The 20,233-nt window shown below is 71.8% G+C and carries 18 protein-coding genes and 1 pseudogene; 9 read left to right on the plus strand and 10 right to left on the minus strand.

The genetic code is table 11. The annotated features are described in order from the left end of the window. Positions 1–21: 21 nt before the first annotated feature. From EDD92_RS52215 to EDD92_RS41430, 4 genes and pseudogenes are all read left to right on the plus strand, one after another. Complete coding sequence (locus EDD92_RS52215; protein WP_311736820.1) at positions 22–108, plus strand: putative leader peptide; 87 nt, start codon at positions 22–24, stop codon at positions 106–108. Positions 109–182: 74 nt separating this feature from the next. Beyond that, positions 183–1,400, plus strand: a complete 1,218-nt coding sequence (locus EDD92_RS41420; protein WP_123969042.1) for an LLM class flavin-dependent oxidoreductase — start codon at positions 183–185, stop codon at positions 1,398–1,400. A 20-nt stretch (positions 1,401–1,420) separates the two neighbouring features. Next, a complete protein-coding gene (locus tag EDD92_RS41425) occupies positions 1,421–2,797 on the plus strand; it encodes an NtaA/DmoA family FMN-dependent monooxygenase (RefSeq protein WP_123969043.1) in 1,377 nt (458 codons plus the stop codon). Then, positions 2,794–3,313: pseudogene (locus EDD92_RS41430) on the plus strand (LLM class flavin-dependent oxidoreductase); the annotation flags it as partial. The gene EDD92_RS41425 and the pseudogene EDD92_RS41430, both read left to right, overlap by 4 nt. Before the next feature lie 6 nt (positions 3,314–3,319). On the opposite strand, the gene EDD92_RS41435 reads toward EDD92_RS41430, so the two are convergent. Then, positions 3,320–3,862, minus strand: coding sequence for a hypothetical protein (locus EDD92_RS41435; RefSeq protein WP_123969044.1), 543 nt, complete (start codon positions 3,860–3,862; stop codon positions 3,320–3,322). A 198-nt stretch (positions 3,863–4,060) separates the two neighbouring features. Here EDD92_RS41435 and EDD92_RS41440 point away from each other — a divergent pair, with 198 nt between their 5' ends. Further along, on the plus strand, positions 4,061–5,026 hold the full coding sequence (locus EDD92_RS41440) for a cytochrome c oxidase assembly protein (protein WP_123969045.1): 966 nt from the start codon (positions 4,061–4,063) through the stop codon (positions 5,024–5,026). Positions 5,027–5,513: 487 nt separating this feature from the next. Here EDD92_RS41440 and EDD92_RS50185 read toward each other — a convergent pair whose 3' ends face one another. From EDD92_RS50185 to EDD92_RS41475, 4 genes are all read right to left on the minus strand, one after another. Then, positions 5,514–5,879, minus strand: coding sequence for a hypothetical protein (locus EDD92_RS50185; RefSeq protein ID WP_185124297.1), 366 nt, complete (start codon positions 5,877–5,879; stop codon positions 5,514–5,516). 110 nt (positions 5,880–5,989) lie between these two features. Beyond that, positions 5,990–7,507, minus strand: coding sequence for an APC family permease (locus tag EDD92_RS41465; RefSeq protein WP_123969046.1), 1,518 nt, complete (start codon positions 7,505–7,507; stop codon positions 5,990–5,992). A 193-nt stretch (positions 7,508–7,700) separates the two neighbouring features. After that, complete coding sequence (locus tag EDD92_RS41470; RefSeq protein WP_123969047.1) at positions 7,701–8,084, minus strand: hypothetical protein; 384 nt, start codon at positions 8,082–8,084, stop codon at positions 7,701–7,703. 170 nt (positions 8,085–8,254) lie between these two features. Beyond that, on the minus strand, positions 8,255–9,340 hold the full coding sequence (locus EDD92_RS41475; RefSeq protein WP_123969048.1) for a M12 family metallopeptidase: 1,086 nt from the start codon (positions 9,338–9,340) through the stop codon (positions 8,255–8,257). A 95-nt stretch (positions 9,341–9,435) separates the two neighbouring features. Here EDD92_RS41475 and EDD92_RS41480 point away from each other — a divergent pair, with 95 nt between their 5' ends. Further along, positions 9,436–11,379, plus strand: coding sequence for a LuxR C-terminal-related transcriptional regulator (locus EDD92_RS41480; RefSeq protein WP_123969049.1), 1,944 nt, complete (start codon positions 9,436–9,438; stop codon positions 11,377–11,379). Positions 11,380–11,468: 89 nt separating this feature from the next. Here the strand turns inward: EDD92_RS41480 and EDD92_RS41485 are convergent, their stop codons facing one another. Both EDD92_RS41485 and EDD92_RS41490 read right to left on the minus strand, forming a co-directional pair. Then, positions 11,469–11,972: a hypothetical protein gene (locus EDD92_RS41485; RefSeq protein WP_123969050.1), complete on the minus strand. Its 504-nt coding sequence runs from the start codon at positions 11,970–11,972 to the stop codon at positions 11,469–11,471. Positions 11,973–12,112: 140 nt separating this feature from the next. Next, positions 12,113–14,677, minus strand: a complete 2,565-nt coding sequence (locus EDD92_RS41490; RefSeq protein ID WP_123970778.1) for a CHAT domain-containing protein — start codon at positions 14,675–14,677, stop codon at positions 12,113–12,115. Positions 14,678–14,826: 149 nt separating this feature from the next. Here EDD92_RS41490 and EDD92_RS41495 point away from each other — a divergent pair, with 149 nt between their 5' ends. Genes EDD92_RS41495 through EDD92_RS41505 form a run of 3 tightly spaced genes read left to right on the plus strand, consistent with a single transcriptional unit; the run spans position 14,827 to position 17,410 of the window. Beyond that, entirely contained in the window at positions 14,827–16,263 is a 1,437-nt protein-coding gene (locus tag EDD92_RS41495) for a S8/S53 family peptidase (RefSeq protein WP_123969051.1), read from the plus strand. A 59-nt stretch (positions 16,264–16,322) separates the two neighbouring features. Further along, positions 16,323–16,898: an RNA polymerase sigma factor gene (locus EDD92_RS41500; RefSeq protein WP_030935456.1), complete on the plus strand. Its 576-nt coding sequence runs from the start codon at positions 16,323–16,325 to the stop codon at positions 16,896–16,898. Between the two features lie 5 nt (positions 16,899–16,903). Continuing rightward, positions 16,904–17,410, plus strand: a complete 507-nt coding sequence (locus EDD92_RS41505; RefSeq protein WP_123970779.1) for a hypothetical protein — start codon at positions 16,904–16,906, stop codon at positions 17,408–17,410. A 15-nt stretch (positions 17,411–17,425) separates the two neighbouring features. Here the strand turns inward: EDD92_RS41505 and EDD92_RS41510 are convergent, their stop codons facing one another. From EDD92_RS41510 to EDD92_RS41520, 3 genes are all read right to left on the minus strand, one after another. Beyond that, the gene (locus EDD92_RS41510; protein ID WP_123969052.1) at positions 17,426–18,646 is read right to left on the minus strand and encodes a cytochrome P450; all 1,221 of its coding nucleotides are present in this window, start codon (positions 18,644–18,646) and stop codon (positions 17,426–17,428) included. A gap of 233 nt (positions 18,647–18,879) precedes the next feature. Continuing rightward, complete coding sequence (locus tag EDD92_RS41515; RefSeq protein WP_123969053.1) at positions 18,880–19,683, minus strand: N-formylglutamate amidohydrolase; 804 nt, start codon at positions 19,681–19,683, stop codon at positions 18,880–18,882. Further along, on the minus strand, positions 19,683–20,231 hold the full coding sequence (locus EDD92_RS41520; protein WP_123969054.1) for a YciI family protein: 549 nt from the start codon (positions 20,229–20,231) through the stop codon (positions 19,683–19,685). Before EDD92_RS41520 ends, EDD92_RS41515 begins: the two co-directional genes overlap by 1 nt. Between the last annotated feature and the right edge of the window lie 2 nt (positions 20,232–20,233).

A 20,233-nucleotide genomic window follows, 5' to 3' on the forward strand; every position in this document is an offset into this window, starting at 1 on the left:
TATCGAGCGGAGGTGGGCCAGATGACACGTGTACGGCCTGCCGTCCGCCTTCACTCCCGGCCCCACATCGACCTCCAGCGCGTGGCCGGCGCCCTCTGTTGCTCCTGACCCGTTTTTCAAGCCGCCGTGCCCCCATTCCCGCGGACCGGCGATCTCGTACGGACCTCCAGGAAGGCACCCTCGTGTCCTCAACTCCCGCTTCCCCTCTGCACCTTGCCGTCGCCCTCGAGGGCACCGGCTGGCACCCCGCCTCCTGGCGCGAGCAAGTGGCCCGCCCCCGGGAGCTGTTCACCGCCGGATACTGGGCCGATCAGGTCGCCGAGGCCGAGCGCGGACTGCTCGACTTCGTCACCCTCGAAGACGGCCTCGGTCTGCAGTCCTCGCACTACGGCGAGCTGGACGGCCGCACCGACGAGGTACGCGGCCGCCTCGACGCCGTACTGACCGCCTCCCGCATCGCCCCCCTCACCCGGCACATCGGCCTGGTTCCGACCGTGATCGCCACCCACACGGAGCCGTTCCACATCTCCAAGGCGATCGCCACCCTCGACTACGTCAGCACCGGCCGCGCCGGCCTGCGGGTGCAGATCACCGCCCGCCCGCACGAGGCCGACCACTTCGGCCGCCGCACCTTCCCGCCGATCAACCTGGAGGAACTCCGGACCCCTGCCGGACAGGAACGCCTCACCGACCTGTTCGACGAGGCCGCCGACTACATCGAGGTCGTGCGCCGGCTCTGGGACAGCTGGGAGGACGACGCCGAGATCCGCGACGTCGCCACCGGCCGCTTCGTCGACCGCGACAAGCTGCACTACATCGACTTCGAGGGTACGCACTTCAGCGTCAAGGGCCCCTCCATCACCCCGCGCCCGCCGCAGGGCCAGCCCCTCGTCACCTCCCTCGCCCACCAGACCGTCCCCTACCGCCTGGTGGCCCGCCAGGCCGACGTCGGCTACGTCACCCCGCACGACACCGAGCAGGCGCGTGCCGTCGTCGCCGAGATCCGCGCGGAGCAGGAGGCAGCCGGACGCGGTGACGAACTCCTCCATGTCTTCGGTGACTTGGTGGTCTTCCTCGACGACGACCAGTCCGCCGCCGAGGACCGCCGCGCCCGCCTCGACGCCCGCGCGGCAGAGCCGTACACCAGCGACGCACGCATCTTCGCCGGTACGTCCGCCCAACTCGCCGATCTGCTCCAGGAGTTCGGAGAGGCGGGCCTGACCGGATTCCGGCTGCGGCCCGCCGTCGCCGGACACGATCTCCCCGCCATCACCCGGGGCCTGGTTCCCGAACTCCAGCGCCGGGGCGCCTTCCGCACCGCCTACGAGGCCGACACCCTGCGCGGCCTGCTGGGCCTCGCCCGCCCCGCCAACCGCTACGCCGCAGCCGCCACCGCCTGAGCCGGAAGGACCGCACCGACATGACCAAGCCGCTGAAGCAGATCCATCTGGCCGCGCACTTCCCGGGCGTCAACAACACCACCGTGTGGAGCGACCCGAAGGCCGGCAGCCACATCGAGTTCCGCTCCTTCGTCCACTTCGCACAGACCGCCGAACGCGCCAAGTTCGACTTCCTCTTCCTCGCCGAGGGGCTCAGGCTCCGCGAACAGGGCGGGAAAATATACGACCTGGACGTCGTCGGTCGCCCCGACACCTTCACCATCCTGGCCGCGCTCGCCGCCGTCACCGAACACCTCGGCCTGACCGGCACCATCAACTCCACCTTCAACGAGCCCTACGAGGTGGCCCGCCAGTTCGCCAGCCTCGACCACCTCTCCGGCGGCCGTTCCGCCTGGAACGTCGTCACCTCCTGGGACGCCTTCACCGGCGAGAACTTCCGCCGTGGCGGCTTCCTCCCACAGGACGAGCGCTACTCCCGTGCCAAGGAGTTCCTGACCACCGCGCACGAACTCTTCGACTCCTGGCACGGCGACGAGATCGTGGCCGACCAGGCGTCCGGGACCTTCCTGCGGGACGCGAAAGCCGGCTCCTTCGTCCACTCCGGCCAACACTTCGACATCCACGGCCAGTTCAACGTCCCGCGGTCCCCGCAGGGCCGCCCGGTCATCTTCCAGGCCGGCGACTCCGACGAGGGCCGCGAGTTCGCCGCGTCCTCCGCCGACGCGATCTTCAGCCGGTACGCCACCCTGGAGGCGGGCCAGAGCTTCTACAAGGACGTCAAGAACCGCCTCGCCAAGTACGGCCGCCGCTCGGACCAGTTGCTCATCCTGCCCGCCGCGAGCTTCATCCTCGCCGACACCGACGCGGAGGCCGAGGAGCTGGCCAAGGAGGTGCGCCGCCAGCAGGTCAGCGGGGCCACCGCCATCAAGCACCTGGAGTTCGTCTGGAACCGGGACCTGTCCTCCTACGACCCGGAGGGCCCACTGCCCGACATCGACCCGGACGTCAGCGACAACCACATCTCCAAGGGCCGCGCCCAGGTGCGCATGTACCGCGACCCGCTGGCCACCGCCCGCGAGTGGCGCGAGCTGGCCGCCGCCAACAACTGGTCCATCCGCGACCTCGTCATCGAGACCGGTAACCGCCAGAACTTCATCGGCTCCCCGGCCACCGTCGCCAAGACCATCAACGACTACGTCCAGGCCGACGCCAGTGACGGCTTCATCCTTGTCCCGCACATCACACCCAGCGGCCTCGACGTCTTCGCCGACAAGGTCGTCCCGCTGCTCCAGGAACGGGGCGTGTTCCGCACGGAGTACGAGGGCCCGACCCTCCGCCACCACCTGGGCCTCGCCCACCCGGACGAGGTGGCCGCCGACCGGCGGGCGGCGTCGTGAAGTTCCTCGCGGTCACCCTGATCGTGCACCGCCCGGACCCGGTCACCGGGGTGCAGAAGCCCACCCATGACCGGTTCCGTGAGTGCTCGACAACGCCCTGCTCGCCGAGGAGCTGGGCTTCGACGGCTTCGGAGTGGGGAGCAGCACGAGCGGCCGTTCATCTCCTCCTCACCGCCGGTCGTGCTGAGCCACGTCGCCGCGCTGACGAAGCGCATCCGGCTGTTCACCGCGGTGACGACCCTCAGCCTGCTGGACCCGGTCCGCGCCTACGAGGACTACGCCACCCTCGACCACCTCTCGAACGGCCGACTCGGGCTGATCATCGGCAAGGGCAACGGCGCTGCCCGGCGGGACCTGTTCCACGTCACGCCCGAGGACCAGTGGGACCGCAACGCCGAGAGCTACGAGGTGTTCCGGCAGCTCTGGCGGCAGGACAAGGTCAGCGCGGCGACCCGCTTCCGCCCCGAACTGTCGGAGGCAGAGGTGTGGCCGCGCCCGTACCAGCAGCCGGTGCGGTGAGACTCAGCAGCCGGTGCCGGCCGGGGTGAACTCCACGCGCGTGTGCTCGTCCGCCGCCAGGACCTGGTCGTAGGTCTCGCGGGTGACCCGGTACCAGACGGCGTCCTGCGAGGTGTGGCCGTTCACGTCGTCCAGGCGCACGCACCAGCGTTCCGGGCGGACGACCCGCCGGTACTTCTCCGTGCCCTGGCGGACCTTCGTGCAGCTCTGGTGGTGCTCGGCGGTGTACCAGACACGGGTCGTCCTGTGCGTGCCGGTGCCCGAGCGGCTCGTGTGCCTGACCCGCTCGGTGGTGGTCGTGCACTTCCTGACCAGGTGTGCCCGGGTGTCGGCGACGGTCTTCCGGGAGAGGTGGCGCACGGTGTCGCGGAGCCCGAAGACGGTGTCCGGACTCGGCTGGGCCTCCTTGGCGGCGCCTGTGGTTCCGGTGCTTCCGGTGGTCCCCACGGTTCCGTCGGCCTCGGTCCCACCGCCACCGCCGCCGCATGCGCCGAGCCCGGCCATGAGGACGGCCGTCACCCCGGCGGCCAGCAACCGACGCGTCATGAACATGTCTCCCCCTGAGGTCGGCGGCCAGCCTAACCGATCTCTGGCCGAAAACGATCGCCGCGGTGTCCCTCGGTAAGGGCTCGACATGAGCTCGGTATGACCGGCCGTGATCGCCGGGCACAGCGCGCTCCGGCCGGTCCCGGCGGCGTAACGTGCCTGGCCGGGCCTGGTCGGACGTGGTGGAGGGAGAGCGCGATGGCGAGTCCGCCGGAACTCACCGTGGGGCGGCTGCTGTCCTCCTGGCAACCGGACGTGCCCGCGCTGCTGCTCGTCCTGCTGCTGGGTGCCGTGTACGGATGGGGCGTAGTGCGGCTGCGGCGCCGGGGCGAGGGCTGGCCCGTGTCCCGCATCGCCGCCTTCGCGGTGCTCGGCCTCGGCACGCTCGTCGTGGCCACCATGTCGGCCCTCGCCGTCTACGACCGTGTGCTGTTCTGGCCGGCCGCGGTGCAGAACATCCTGCTCGACCTCGTCGCACCGCTAGGCCTGGCGCTGGGCGACCCCCTGAGACTGGCCGTCCGCGCCCTTCCCGAAGGCGCCGCCGGGCGCGTGCAGCGGGCGATGACCGCACGCCTGGTACGCCTTCTCACCTTCCCGCTGGTCAGCACAGCCCTGGTGCTGGCGACCGAACTGACCGTGTACTTCACCCCGTACTTCGAGACGGCCCTGCGCCACGGCTGGCTGCACCAGCTGCTGTATCTGCATCTGCTGCTCGCCGGCTGCCTGTTCGTGGTGCCGGTGCTCACCCGCGAGGAGGCACTGCCCGCCTGGTGCACCCACCCGGTGCGGGCGGCGCTGGTGTTCCTCGACGGCATCGTCGACGCCGTCCCCGGCATCGTCGTCATGACCCACGGCACGCTGATCGCCGGCGCCTGGTATCTGCACCACGCCCCGCCCTGGTCACCGGACGTCCACCACGACCAGCAGCTCGGCGGCGGGGCGATGGTCGGCATCGCCGAGCTGGTGGCTCTGCCCTTCCTGCTCGCCATCCTCGTCCAGTGGGCCCGCACGGAACGCGCGACGACCGCCGCGCTGGACCGCCGCCTGGCAACGGAACTGATCCCGGCCACGCTTGCGCAGGGGCAGACCGAGTCCCCCGACCTCGTACGCCCGTGGTGGGAGACCGAGAACAGCGAGATCGCCCGGCGCATCCGGCAGCAGTGACCGGTACGCCGAGCGGAGCCGTGCCGTGGCGGTTACGACTTGACATTGTGATCGCTCGAACTGGCAGACATACGGGAGCAGTTGGCACCACGGACCACCGAGCGCCTCGCTACCCATGACGGTCGGTCACAAGAGCCCTCAGTAGTGCGGCCGGCGACTCCTCAGGGGCTGACCCCGCGGTGTCCACGACGATGCGTTCGCGGGACCACGGCTCGTACTCCCTTCCGGTGACCTCTGCCCAGTCCGGCAATGGCAGATCCGGGATGTCCACCGACCGTGATGCGTGGACACCATCGAACAGGCACTGGTCCGGTCCGGGGCGGCGCGGCATCCCGTGGGGTCGGCCGGTTACGTCGTCGGGTACACGCTGGCCGAGGAGCACCGGCGGCACGTGCCCACACATGCACCGCTCCGGTCTCCGCGGCCAGGAGCCGGGCCAGGGTGGTCTTTCCGGTGGCGGGCAGGCCGCCGATCACAACGAGCACGGTCATCCTGCCGGGGGCCGGGCAGTCGGCCGCGGCGATGGCACCGGGGACCGCCCGCTCCCGGCGCCGTCTCCCGCGCGGGTTTCAGAAGACGCCTTGACCTGGCACCAGGATCCCGCCGGGTCGTACCTGCGCTTCGCCGCGAGGGGTCGGCGCTGCACGATGTGGCCGTAGTCCTCGGAGGTGGCGGCGAGTGACGCCTCGTCGACGGCGAGCGTCCCGTCGAGCGCGGGGATCTCCGCCAGTTCGCGTCCGGACCCGGAACCGGTCACGGCCCAGCTCCGGGCGGCGGGGTCGAAGCCGACCACCGCCGCACCGGAGACCGTGAGTCCGCGCAGCAGGGCACGTCGTGACGGTGTGTGGGGCATGGGCACACACCACCTCGCACGCAACTGAGGGTGATCAACTCCCTGTCATCCTAGGAGAGTTGGGCCAGGTGCGGTGGTGTGCCGTGCCGTCCGCGGGGGAGCGGATCAGGTCATTTCTCGGCGGCGAGTGACTCGCGGGTCGGCTTGCCCAGGGCCCAGAACAGCACGCCGAGGAGCATGAAGCCGACGAGCGGGACGGCCTCCGTCAGCAGGTACTTCCAGCGCTCGGCGTGACTCCAGCCGTCCGGCGCGTAGGCGGATCCGAACCAGTGGTCGCCGAGCCCGGGGGCGACCAGCTGCACGCTGGCGAACACGATGAGCGCGGTGAGAACGACGCTGATCGTGCGGGGGAGGGGCGCCTTGTACGGGCGGGGGACGTCCGGGGCCTTGCGGCGCAGTACCGCGAGTGCCGGGAAGATGCCCAGGTAGCTGACGAGGGTGGTGGAGACGGCGAGGCCGAGGACCGCGCCGAAGAGTTTGGCGGCGCTGCCGTGGGTCAGTTCGTGTGCCAGCACCAGAACGAGGGTGGAGACCAGGCCGCTGAGGATGTTGACCCGCACCGGAGTGCCGAAGCGGCTGGAGATGACGCCGAGGAAGCGGGGCGCGGCACCGTCGTAGCCGGAGACGGCGAGGGCGCGGTCGGAGCCCATGATCCAGGTGACGCCGGAGGACAGCACGGTGAGGATGAACATGATCGCGGCGAAGTCGCCGAGCAGGCTGCCGGCACCGCTGAGCGTGGCCGTGCCGTCGGAGGCGACGTGCCCGCCGTAGACGGTGAAGACCTGCCGGATCGCATCGATGAACCCGCCGAGACTGGTGACGGCCTTGACCGGCAGGACCAGCAGGATGCCGAGGATCGGCAGCGCGTACAGCGCAACGGCGAGGGCGGCGCTGCGGAAGATGGCGAAGGGCACGTCCTTCTGGGCGTCGGTCATCTCGTCGCCGGCGGTGTTGGGCAGCTCGAAGCCGACGTAGTTGAACATCAGGACCGGCACCAGACCGACGAAGCCCGCGTACGTCGGCGAGAAGTCACCGGCCCCGAAGCCGTGCAGGCCGTGCTTGATCCCGTAGATCACGACGGTGACGGTGAACAGGCCGAGGAGGACGAAACGGCTCCAGGCGCCGAGGGTGGGAATCCACTTGCCCACGTCGAAGGAGAGGATCGCGGCGAGTACGCCGACCCAGACGAACGCCAGGGTGAAGACGTAGAAGGCCGGCGTGCTCAGGTCCTTGCCGTCGTTGAAGAAGGTGGTGAAGGCCGTGACGGCGGAGACCGAGAGCGTGCCGCCCAGCCACACCGGGTTGGTGATCCAGTAAAGGAAGTTGTTGACGGCGCCCGCGAGGCGGCCGAAGGCCCGGCTGGTCCAGATGTAGGGACCGCCCTCGTCGGGGAACGCGGCCCCGAGTTCCGCGGTCAGCAGCGCGGAGGGCACGAAGAACACGACGGCCAGCACGATGAGCCAGGTGAACGCCTCGGCACCGGACGAGGCCACCGTGCCGATGGTGTCCACGCCGACGATGGTGCACAGGAGGAAGAAGAGAATGTCGAAGCGGCCGAAGTGCTTGCGCAGCTTCTGCCGCTCCGTCTGGGCCGTTGCCGGCTCGGACGCTGTCTGGCCAACGGTCACTGGGGCTCCTGCGTGCGCGCGGGGTAACGGATGCGATCCGGCCATGATCTGCGCCGCCGCAGAACCGCACAAGCGTTCCTGCACAAGTCTTGACCATCGCCGCGGCGCCTTACTGCAACGGAAACCCAGCCGAAACATCTGACGCAGCAGACGTGGGGCCGGCGGATACGGCAGCGCCTGACCCCTACCCGGCTCACTCCTTCCAGTCGAGCTGATGCTCGGGAGTCCCCACCGACCGCCCGTACGCAATCGCTTCGGCGTGCCCCGCCGCATCGCCACGCCGATACCTGAACACCTTTCGGGCGAAGACGACCACGCGCTCGTCCCCCGCGGTGAAGTCCGCGTACCAACCGTTCTCCGGCTCCAGCGCTTCGGCAAGCGCCTCCGCGAGGCCGCTCACGTCGTCGCTGTCGGTCTCCCACTCGACGAGCGTCCACAGCCCGGGCTGCGCCGCGCTCGCGCTTGCCGAGACGTCGAGGCGGGTGACGTTGCGCAGACGCAGCCCAGCGGGCTGGAAGACCGCTCCGGGCCGGAGACTCTCGCCGATGACGTATCCACTGATGTGTGATCGACTCATGCCTCGAAGCTATCGGCCGCCACTGACACCGCCCCGGAACGGCCTGTCATGGCAGTGACCCCTGGACATGGGTCGGGGAACGGTTCCCTCCCCCGAAGGTACCGTTCCCCGACCGCTCCCCCGGCGCCGGACTGTGGGCCGGCTGACCGCGTGGGTGCGGATCTGTGCTGTCACCAGCACATGACCGCTGTTTCCCCCGGACCCCACGCGGAGTACAGACGTACTCGGACGAAGTAGCGGCGGCCCTTGACGAGCCGGGCCTTGATGGTGGCGTTGTGCGGTGCTCCGCCGTCGTCCCGGCCGGCGAGGTAGCGGGGCTCCCCGTCCCGCTCCTCGAAGACCACGGCGACGCAGTCGCTCGCACCGAAGGTGCCGATGGTGTACTCGCGGGTCTCCGGCGGATCGACGGTGAAGTCGGCCTGCTCTCCGGGGCCGAGACCGAGCGGCGCGGAGCGGAAGGGTACCAGCGCGGGCGGCCGCGGCACGTCGGCCGGCGGGTACCAGCGCAGCACGAACTCCTTGTCGGCGGGGGAGAGCGTGCCGGGCGGGTTCAGGCCCCCGCGGAACTGCTCCGGCTCCAGGATCAGCCCGTCCGAGAACGGATACTCCATGATCGACTGCGGGTCCCAGACGGAGCCGTTGACCTCGTCCGGGTCGAGCTTGCGCAGGATGTTGAAGTACGTCCTGTCCCGGCTCCAGAAGTTCGGCGGGCCCGCCAGCTCGGCGTAGACGGCCTCGTCGTCCCAGTGGATGCCGGCGAACGGGCTCTGGTGCTCGTGCAGCATGCCGAGCGCATGCCCGATCTCGTGCAGGGCCGTCCCGCGCTCCCCGGGCGCGGTCAGGTCCCAGCCGAAGTTCATGGTCCGTTCGTTCTGCCCGGCCTGCAGGCAGTCCTTGCCCACCATCGACCAGGAGCCGTCACCGAGCTGGAACCCGATGCGCAGCTCGGCCTCCGAGCGGTCGCCGACCTCGATGAAGGACACACCGATGCCGAGGCCCTGCCACTCCTCGAAGCACTCGCGCACCACGTCCCGCTGCTCCTTGGCGCCGACCCACGACACCCGGCGGGACCGCCCGGTTCCCGGTACGGGAATGACCGACCCGTCGGTGTCGCCGTCGAAGAACCAGTAGTGCAGCACGGTGCCGTTGACCCACATCGACCGTCCGCCGATGAGCGCACTGAGCCGCTCGGCGGTCAGCCCCGGTGTGAAAGCGAGGGCCGACTGCTGCGCGAGGGAGCAGTAGCGTCCGGTCATGCGCACAGGTTGCCGTGGGCAGGGACACAGGCGCCTGAGTCGGGGGCTACTCAAGTCACCCTGTATCAGGGTTGAGTACTCGGGCTCATACTCCCGTGACGACTTTCGAACGCGACGCGAAGACCCTTGAGCTGCCCTGGCAGTTCACCGGGCGTGAGGAAGAGCTCGAGCTGATCCGCCGCTCCCTGACCGCAGGCCGGCACGGCATCGTGGTGACCGGACCGGCCGGCTGCGGCAAGACCCGGCTGGTCACCGAGGCCGTGCGGGGCAGCGACCGCGCCCGCGCGGCCGGGACGCCCGAGACCCGGCACATCCCCTTCGCCGCGTTCGCCCACCTGCTGCCCGAGGCGGTCACCCTGCACCGGGCGGTGCAACTCCTGTCCGGGGTACGGCTGCTGGTGGTCGACGACGCGCACCTGCTCGACGACGCCTCGGCCGCCCTCGTGCACCAGCTGGCCGTGCACGGCCGCACCCGCCTGATCGTCGTCGCCGACGACGGGGGCCCGTACCCCGGCGCGATCTCCCGGCTGTGGACCGGTGAGCTGCTGCCGCGCCTCGCCCTGCAGCCGCTGCCGCGCGAGGACACCGAACAGCTCCTCGCGGCGGGCGTCGGCGGCCACCTGGAGCCGCTCACCCTGAACCGCCTCCACCACCTGTGCCAGGGAGACCTGAGGCTGCTGCGCGAACTGATGGACGCGGTGCGCGAGCGCGGCCTGCTGGCCCGCCTCCTCCCGGACGCGGAGGAATGGGCGTGGCGGGGCCCGGTGCCGGTGACGGCGACCGTCCGCCGGCGCACCGCCGAGCTCCTCGAACGCCCCGGCCCCGAGGAGCGCAAGACGCTCGAACGCCTCGCCTTCGCAGAGCCCCTGCCCCTGCATGTGGACGACTTCGACCTGCGGATCCTGGAGGACCTCGAGGCCGACGGGCTGATCCGCATCGACGACCAGGACGACCAGGGCACCGTCCGCCTCGCCCACCCCCTGCACGGCCCGGTGCTGCGCGCCGCGGCGGGCAGGCTCCGGGCCCGGCGGCTGGCCCGCACACCCGCCCAGTGCGCCGCGGCCCTCGCCGTCGAGTCGGCCGCGCTGACCCGCCGCATCGAGCAGGCGGACGTACGGCCGCTGCCGACGCCCGTGGGGGAGTGGCTCGTACAGGAGGGCGCACCGGTGCCCGCCGGGTACGCGGCCGTGCGGGCGAGGTTCTCGCGGCTTCGGGGGGAGCTGCGGGAGGCGGCGGCCTGGGCGCGGGAGGGGTTGCGGGACGCGTGGGGGGACGCGTCCTGCCGCACCGAACTCGCCCTGGCCGCCGCGCAGTCGGGGGACGCGGCGGCCGCCCGGGACGCCGTGGCGGGCTGCCCGGATCTGGACGAGCCTTGCGCCTGGCTGAGCGCGGCCCGCGGGGACGTGGACGGGGCGCTCGCGGCGATCGGCGACGCCACCGACGGCATGGTGCAGCGGTACGGCGACGGCAGCGACCGTATGACCGCCGACTCCCCTCGCACGGCCACCGCGACGTCCGAATTCGCCGGCACCGACAGCGCGTTCATTCTCTACGACGCCGTACGCCTCGGGGCGCCCGAGAAGGTCGCCGAACGGCTCCCGGCCGACGGCGTGTTCGCTCTGCATGCCGAGGCGCTGGCCCGTGGGGACGGACCGGCGCTGGACCGGGCCGCGGAGGCGCTGGAGGGGCGCGGGTTCCTGCTGTTCGCGGCCGAGGCGCACGCGCAGGCCGTACGCGCGCACCGCGACCCGCGCGCCGCACGCACCTCACGCACACGTGCCGTCGCCCTGGCCCGCCGCTGCCAGGGCGCCCGCACCCCGGCCCTGTCGGGGCTGGTCCTGGGTGAACTGACCGCCCGCCAGCGGCAGATCGTCACCCTGGCGGCGGCGGGCCTGAGCAACCGGCAGATCGCGGAACAGCTGACGCTGTCCATCCGCACCGTCGGCAACCACCTCTACAGCGCCTACGCCCGGCTCGGCGCGAGCGACCGGGGCGCCCTGTCGTGGCTCGTGGAGCTGCCGGACGCGCAGCCGGCCTGAGCCGCGCCCATGAACCGGCGGTCTGACCCCCAGTATTCGGGGGAGGGGTCAGGCCGCCGACCCCTGCCGGGAGCGTCGGGCGTGTCCCGTCAGGCGTACTTCCAGCGCCACGCGTTCGAGCTGTACGTGCACTTGATCGGCGTGCCGCCCGCGGTGGTCGTGACGGCGCCGTGGTCGCTGTTGCGGCAGAACTGGCCCGCCGAGTAGCAGTTGCCCGAGTTGGACTTGATCGAGCAGGTGTCCACGCTGTCCTGGCTGCTGCTGCTGCCGCCGCCGTCGCTGTCGCTGCTTGCGGCTCTGGCGGCGGCGGTTCTGGTGACGGTGACCGTGGGGGCGGGCTTTGCCTTGGCCTTGACGGTTTCGGTGACCGTCGGGCCGGGCTCGGGCGTGGCCGTCACGGTCGCGGTGATCGTCGTCGCTGGCTTGACCTTGGCCTCGACGGGCTGTTTGCCGTCGTTCGCGGGGGAGACGATGAGCGCGCCCGCGAAGAGCAGGCCGGCGCCGCCGAGCCACACGCGCTTGCGCTTGCGCAAAGGCCGGATGTCAGGCGGGCGTGGCGCCGGCGGTATGGGTGCCATGTACGGGTTGGTCATCTCGTCCCCCTGGGTGTTTCAGGTGGAGTGACCGTAGTGCCCTACAAGGAGACATGTGAAGGATGTGTGAGGAGAGTGATCATTCTGTGACTGTCGATCTGGGGTGCCGCGTACAGAGATCGGGCCGGCGCCCGGCGAGTTCAGGCCGCCCCGAACGCCGTGAACGCCCACCCCGTGGCCTGGTGCAGGGCATCCCCCGGCAGTGAGGCGCGCGCGTCGCGCAGGGCCTCGGCCAGGGACAGGCCCGCGCTCAGGCCCTTGTGCAGGGCGAGCATCAGCGGCACCACGGCGTGGTCGTTGACGGGTGCGCTGCTGGCCAGCACTCCCGCCGTGCCCAGCGGCAGCAGGGCGGTGACCAGGCCGAGGAGTTCGTCCGCGCCCACCGAGGCGAGGCGCGCGGTGTCGCAGCTGGACAGGATGATCCGGTACGGGCTGCGGTCCAGGCGTTCGAAGTCGTGGACGATGAGCGGGCCGTCGGCCATCCGCAGGGCGGAGAACAGGGGGCTGTCTGCGCGGAAGGTGCCGTGCGCGGCGATGTGGGCCAGCGTGGCGCCGTCGAGCTCCTCCAGAACGCGCGGCACGCGCGCGTCGTCGTGTTCCAGGAGGGTCGGTCTGCCGTAGCGGTCCGCGAGTTCGGGCACTTCCGCGCCGCCGGTGGCGAGCCCCGGCCCGCGGACCAGGACATGGCGGCCGCCGGGCGGCGGCTCGGTCTCGTGGGCGCGCAGCCAGCTGCTCGCCGACGGCGACACGCTCAGCACCCGCTCCCGCAGCGACGGCAGCAACGCCCACGGCACCCGGTGCAGTCGGCCCGGCGGCACGACCACGACCGGCCCGGAGCCCAGGCGCGCGGCGGCCGGTCCGAGCAGCAGCTCCTCCAGTCGGCGGCCCATCGCCTCGACCACCGGAAGGCGCGCCTCCGCCCCCGGGTGGGCCAGCCGGCGCAGCCCGGCCTGCACATGCTCGGCCTCGGTCTCGGCGTCGGCGAGCAGGCCCGCCTCGAACCGCCGCACCCGCCCCTGCCCGCACAGCAGCACCTGGACCCGCCCGTCGAGCACGGCGAGTTCCACCAGCCGCACCTCGCCCAGCCGCTCCAGCAGCCGCCCGATGTCGAAGCGGTCCTCGGCACCGGGCGCGTCGCCGCGCATGTGCAGCGTCCGGGAGCGGATCTCCCGCTCCAGACGCCGCTGTTCACGCTCCAGGGTGGGGATCGGGCGGCCGTCGCTGCGGGCCTCCTCCGCGCGGGCGGCGATCTCCCGGAACGCCGTCAGGTTGCCGAGCAGGGCCGGATCGGCGGGCGGCCGGGTGGGCGGTGTGGACAGGACGGTGGCCCGCCAGCGTTCGCTCCACATCAGCAGCCGGCGCGGGCTGCCCGAGTCGAGGCTGGCTCGCTGGGCCAACGCGGCAAGCTCCGCGCCCTGTTCGGTGGCGCGGGCCCGCAGCTCGGAGGCGCCCAGCGTCATCCGGTGGTCGTCGAGCACGTCGAGGCCGCGCCGGCACGCCTCCAGGACACCCCGGCCGGAACCTGCGGCCCGGGCGCGCAGCGCCTGCGCGGCCCAGCCTGTCATCCGCGCCAGCGGCGGCCCGCTGTGCCGGCTGCGGGCGGCGACGGCCAGATGCCGCTCTGCGTCCGCCGTCCAGCCCAGGGAGAGCGCGATCCGGCCCGCGAGCAGCGAGGCCTCCGGGGCGGCCGGCGCGCCGAACGAGGCGAGCCGTTCGGCCACCGCCGCCGCGTCCGCGACCAGACGACCCGAGCCGCGCCCTGCGGCCACCCGCGCCTCGATCAGCACCAGCCGGGCGTGCGTCTCCCACCAGGTGCGCCGCTGCCCGGCGAACAGCCGCACGGCCAGTGCCGCGCGCGCGATCGCGGTGTGCGGATCGCCCGCCAGACGCGCCGCGCGGGCCGCGACCAGCAGTAGCTCCGCCTTGCGGGTGGACTGTCCGCCGATGCCGTCGAGCGCCCCTGTGGCCGTGTCCGCCTCGGCGAGCGCCTCCGGGGCGAGCCCGGCCGCCATCAGCACCTCGCAGCGCCGGATGTAGAGCATGAACGACGGCGTGCCGAGCTTGGCGTAGCGCTCCTCGGCCTCGTCCAGCAGCCGCAGCGCCACCGGGATGTCACCCGACCGGAACGCGGCAAGTCCCCGGCTCTCCACCACGTCCGCCTTGTCGTGCTCCTGGCCGGTGGTGTCCCACTGCGCGTGCGCGGCGGTGAAGTCGGCCTCCGCCCGGTCCACCGCGCCGAGCGCCAGATGCACCGTGGCCCGCAGGGTCAGCGCCCGCGCCGTCCAGATGACGTCGTTCGCCTGCCGCAGCACGGGAATCGCCCGGCGTACGTCCTCCAGCGCCTCCCGGTGCCGGCCCAGCACCCAGGAGGCATACGCCCGCCGGTACAGGACCCGCGCGCGGGTGTGCCCGCCGCTCACCGCGACACCCCGCTCCAGCGCCTCCAGGCCCTGCCGGGTGCGGCCCGCGTGCACCAGCGCCACGCCGAGGGTGGCCAGCACGTCCGCCTCCCGGTCCGGTACCTGGGCGCGCGCGGCCAGATCGCGGGCGCGGCGCAGATGGTGCAGCGCGATCCGCAGGTCGCCCCAGTCCCGCTGCCAGATGCCGATCACCTGGTGCGCGACGGAGGCGCGCCAGGGCGTGGGATCGGAGTCCAGCACGCCCTGGGCCCGCGCCCGGGCCTCGCCCGGGTCGGCGAACACCATCGGCAGCAGTTCGAGAACCGAGTCGCTTCCCGCTGTCACTCAAAGGATGGTAGTGGCCGTGGTTGCGCCCCACACCGGTTTGGCGCTGTATCAATCGACGGCTCCGCGACTCTGATTGACGACAGTCGCCTCAAGGGGGAGGACACGCCATGGCACCTCAGCGATTCCACGAACAGTTCGACCAGATCCAGCGTTCGATGCCGGACGTCTCCCTGGCGATGGGGCCCGACGACGCGGCGGAGTTCATCTACGAGAAGGGCGTGGTCCTGGCCCGTGACGGTGAGGAGGCGCGGCTCGTCGAGGACACCGTGCGCGGCCACTTCACCGAGGCGACCGGACTGACCGCCGACCACGTGCAGCGGGTGAGCCCGGAGACCAACCGCTCCGGCATCACCCGCATCCAGGTCGGTGACCCCGGCCACGGCGACCGGCGCGGCGACCGGGCGGTCGCGCACGCCCTGCGGGCCATGCGCGAGCACGAGGGGCGCGCCCAGCGCAGGCTGGTCAGCCGCAACCACGTGGTGTCGATCGCGGTCAACTCCTGTCCCGGCGACGAGCCCGTGCCCGCCCCGCTCACCCAGGGCACCAACCCGGCCGCCGCCGAGGCCGGTTACGACGCGGACACCGCCGTGGGCGTCCTCGTCATCGACAACGGGCTCACCCACGACTACCGGACGGTGCCGCTGCTCGCCCACGTCCAGGGCGACCTGCACGGTACCGAGACCGACGCGCAGGGCAACCTCCTGCAGTACGTCGGCCACGGCACGTTCATCGCGGGCCTCCTCGCGGCCGTCGCACCCAACACGAACGTCACCGTGCGCAACACCCTCAACGACGCCGGCGCGATCCTGGAGGACCAGTTCGGGCAGCGGCTCTTCGACGCCGTCGACGAGCACGGCTGGCCGGATGTCATCAGCCTCTCCGCCGGCACCGCCAACGGCCGCGACGACGGCCTGCTCGGCGTGCAGAGCTTCATGCAGGAACTGCGCCGGCAGCGCACCCTGCTGGTCGCCGCGGCCGGCAACAACTCCAGCGCGTCGAAGTTCTGGCCCGCCGCCTACGCCGACCTGCCCGAGTACGAGGATGCCGTGCTGTCGGTCGGAGCGCTGCGCAGCGACGGCGAGTTCGGCGCCTGTTTCTCCAACTACGGCTCCTGGGTGAAGGCCTACGCTCCCGGAGAGCGGCTGACCAGCACGCTCACCGGCTTCGACGCGCCCGTGCCGTACGTCTACCAGCACTCCACCTACGACGAGTGCCGGTACCACTTCACGTACACGTGCACCTGCCAGTACCCGCGGCACACCGGCGTGCTGAGCACGGCAGGAACCCCCACCGCCGGCAAGGCGGACCAGGTGATGTTCGAGGGCTACGCACACTGGAGCGGCACCTCGTTCGCCGCGCCGGTCGCCGCGGGCATGGTCGTCGCCTACATGACAGCCAACAAGCTGGGTGATGCGCGCGCCGCCCGCAAGAAGCTCCTCGCGCAGACCGGGGCGTACGCGGAGGTGCGCGGGGCGCATGTGCCGGCGCTGCGCCCGCCGACTTGGCACCCCATGCCCGTCACGCAGCTGGCACCTCCCGCATGAGGTCCGGAACCGTCCCCTCCACGGCGTACGATGACTTGCCGTACACGAGGGGTGGGGCCGTGGACCGAGCAGATGTCGGCGCGCTGGTCCAGTCCGCCGTCGACGGCGACGCGGCGGCCTGGAAGGCGCTCGTGGAGGGGCTGAGCCCACTGGTGTGGTCCGTCGTGCGCGCGCACCGGCTGTCCGACGCCGACGCGCACGAGGTGTACCAGACGGTGTGGTTCCGCTTCGCCCAGCACCTGGGGCGCATCCGCGAACCCGACAAGGCCGGTTCGTGGCTGGCGAGCACCGCGCGCCATGAGTCGCTGAAGGTCCTCAAGAGCTTAAGGCGGCTGACTCCCACGGACGATCCGCAACTGCTCGACCGGGTCAGTGAGGACCGTACGCCCGAGCAGTCGTTCCTCGACCTGGAGGAGGCGGCCGCCGAGACCGAGCGCATCCGGCACCTGTGGCAGGAGTTCGAGGAACTCGGCGATCGCTGCAGGCAGTTGCTGCGCGTCCTGATGGCCTCGCCGCCGCCGAGCTACCAGGAGGTGTCCGCGGCGCTCGGCATCGCCGTGGGCAGCATCGGACCGCTTCGCCAGCGCTGTCTGCGGCGCCTGCGGGCACGACTGGAAGCACGGGGAGCGGTGTGACCGACATGAACAACGCCAACAACAACGCCGACCACAACGACGACATCAACGACCTGGACGGCATCAACGGCATCGACGAGATGGCGTACGACCTGTTGGAGGAGGAACTCCGGCGGGCCGCGGCCATCCTGGACCCGGTGCCGGCCGGGCTGCGACAGATCGCCGTCGAGGCCTTCGCACTGCACGACCTCGACGCCCGTATCGCCGAGCTGACCTTCGACTCGGTGGTCGACGCCATCCCCGTCAGGGGAGCGACGGATGTGCCGCGGATGCTCACGTTCCACGCGGGCGGGGTGACGGTCGACGTCGAACTGACCGCACAGGGGCTGATGGGACAGGTGCTGCCGCCGCAGTCGGCCGGTATCGAGGTGCTCAGCGGCCCGCAGGCCGGCTCGCCGCTGACCACCGACGACATGGGGCGCTTCACCTACGGCGAACCCCCCAGCGGTCCCTTCGCGCTGCGGCTGCGGACCGGCGAGGGAGTGCTCGTCACGGACTGGGTGACGGCCTGACGCGGGGCCCTGCCCTCACCAGGTGACGGGCAGGGTCTGCGGCCCGCGGATCATGGTCTTGCGGCGCCAGACGACCCGGTCGGCGGGGACCGCGAGGCGCAGGCCCGGCAGCCGCTCCAGCAGCGTGTCGACGAGGAGTTCGGTCTGCAGCCGGGCGAGCACGGCGCCGGTGCAGTAGTGCGCGCCGTTGCCGAACGCCACATGTGGGTTGGGGTCGCGGTCGGGGTCGATCCGGTCCGGTTCGGGGAAGACGTCCGGGTCGCGGTTGGCGGCCAGGTAGGAGACGTACACCGGGTCGCCGGCGCTGATGCGGTGGCCGTGCAGCTCCACGTCCTCCAGGGCGATGCGGGCCAGGCCCACCGAGGTGCGGTGCGGGATGTAGCGCAGCAGCTCGTCCAGCACCCGCCCGCGCGCCTGCGGCTCCCGCATCCGCTCCCTCAACTCCGGCCGGGTGAGCAGCAGGAACAGCATCTGCCCGCAGTTGTGGGTGACGGCCTCGCCGCCGATCTGCAGCGGCCCGGCGAGGCCCACGGCCTCCTCCTCGCTGATCTCGCCGCGGCCCACAGCTGCACCGAGCAGCGCGTACACGTCCTCGCCCCTGCTGTGGGCCCGGCCGCGGATGGTTTCGGTGATCCATCCGTACATGCCGTTCTTGGCGCGGTCGGCGGCCTCGGATCCACCAGAGGTGGAGATGATCTGCCGCGTCCAGGCATGCACCTGCTCCCGCTCCTCGGCGGGCACCCCCATCACCTCGCTGACCACGGTGATCGGGAAGGGCTCGAGGACCCGCTCGATCAGATCGGCCGGCGGCCCGTCGCGTACGACCCCGTCGAGCAGCTCGTCGAGGATCTGCTGCGCGCGGGGCCGCAGCCGTTTCATGGCGCCCACCGTGAAGGCGCCGGCGACCGGCTTGCGCAGTCGGTTGTGGTCGGGCTGGTCGGCCCAGGCGAGCGAACCCGGGCGGGGCGCGAAGTTCGGGGCGAGCCGGGTCACCTGACGGTGGGTGACCTCCGTGCGGCTGAACCGCGGATCGTTGGTGATCAGCTTCACGTCGTCGTAGCGGGTGGCCAGCCACGCCCAGCCCTCGCCGTGCGGCAGCCGGATGCGGGTGAGCGGGCCCTCGCGCATGAGGTCCGCGAGCACCGGGTCGAACTCCGTCCCGGCCAGGTCGTGCGCGGGCCACTCCCGTACCGGGGGCGGGACCTGCTCCGTCAGCGTGGTGGTCTCCTCAGTCATGCCCTCCACCCTCACCGCGGCCCGGGCGCCTGTCGCGCGGGAGTGCTCCAGCCGGAGGTCAGGGACCGCGCCGCAGAGCCGGCGTAACCTCCCCGGCCGGGCGCCCGCCGCCCGGCACGCCCGCCGCGTCGCCGAACCGCCCCCCATGTCTGCTCCCTCGCTCTCGGCCTCGCCCGAGCGAGGGGACCCCCGTACGACGCGCGCTGATCCCACCGGGGACGCGACGCAGGCACTCAGCCCGTCACGGCATCGACGAGTACGGCCAGTGCCGACGCCAGTCGGTCGAAACCCGGGCCGACGGGCCCGCCCGGCTCGCTCATGTACGTGTCCCGGCGGATCTCCACCATCAGGGCGCTCACCCGCGTGTCCTTCCCGTAGAACTCCAGCGGCACATACGTCCCGCTGAACGGGCTGTCCAGCCCCGTCTCCCCGCACGCCGCGAACGCCTCCCGCGCCGCTGCCAGCAGCTGTTGCGGAGTGTGGAAGGAGTCGGTGCCCAGGCAGACCGGCGGCCGCGGGCCCTCGCCGTGCAGCTCGTAGGGAAGCGGCGCGCTCGGGTAGGAGTGGACGTCGACGATCACGGCCCGCCCGGCGGCGGCCAGCCGATCGGCCACCGCGTCCGTCATGGCCTGCGCGTACGGCCGGAAGTACCGGTCGACCAGCGGCGCGGGGTCGGTGTCGTCGCCCCGCAGCGCCTCCCGGTGCGTGGTCCGCGTGTACACGGCGCCCATCCCGACGGCGAGCATCTCCTCCCGCTCGTCGGGAAACCGCTCCGGATCGACCACCAGCCGGGAGAGCCGGTTCACGAACCGCCAGGGAGCGACCCCCGCCAGCCCGGCCGCCGCCGCGGCGAGCTCCGCCGTGTGCGAGTCGGTGATGTGGTCCAACTCCCGCTCCAGCGCAGGGCCGTCCAGCAGGATGCCGGCCCGCACCTCGGCCGGAATCTCCCGCGCGGAGTGCGGCACATGCAGGATGACGGGGGAGTGGGCCGCGCCCGACAGCAACGCATAAGACGGTGACGGTACGGACGAGTTCATCAGCGCCGCCCGCCGAATTCCCAGGCGTGGACCTCGACGTCCGCGTAGCGCTCCGTGGTGAGGACGGCACGGGCCTGGTCCGGGTCCGGAGCCCGCAGCAGCGCGGCCGTACCGAGCCAGGTGACACCGTCGTCGGACAACAGCGGCCCGTACGCGATCAATTCGGCATCGTCGGCGGGTACCTCGAGGTCGGCCGCCGGGCCGGAACCGAGGCCGAGTACGAGGAACCGATTGCCGCCGCTCGCCCCACCGGGAAACTTCCACATGGTGCGCCCCAGCAGATTCCTCCACCGCCGCAGCAGCACGTCCCGGTACACCCCGGCCTGGTGGTTGGGCTCGTCGAAGGCGAACGCCCGGGCGGCCGCGGCATCGGGCAGATCGACGATGTGCACACTCCCAGAAGGTGTCTCACCGTCTTCGGCGAAGGTCGGACCGCGGGCGATCAGCTGCGCCGCGTACCGGTCCATGTAGGACCAGTGCTCCTCCACCAACTCCTCACGCAGGCCGAGAGATCCGAATCGATCACGGTGGTAACAGAAGAACTCCATGG

The sequence above is a fragment of the Streptomyces sp. TLI_185 genome (assembly GCF_003814765.1).
Lineage (GTDB): Bacteria > Actinomycetota > Actinomycetes > Streptomycetales > Streptomycetaceae > Streptomyces.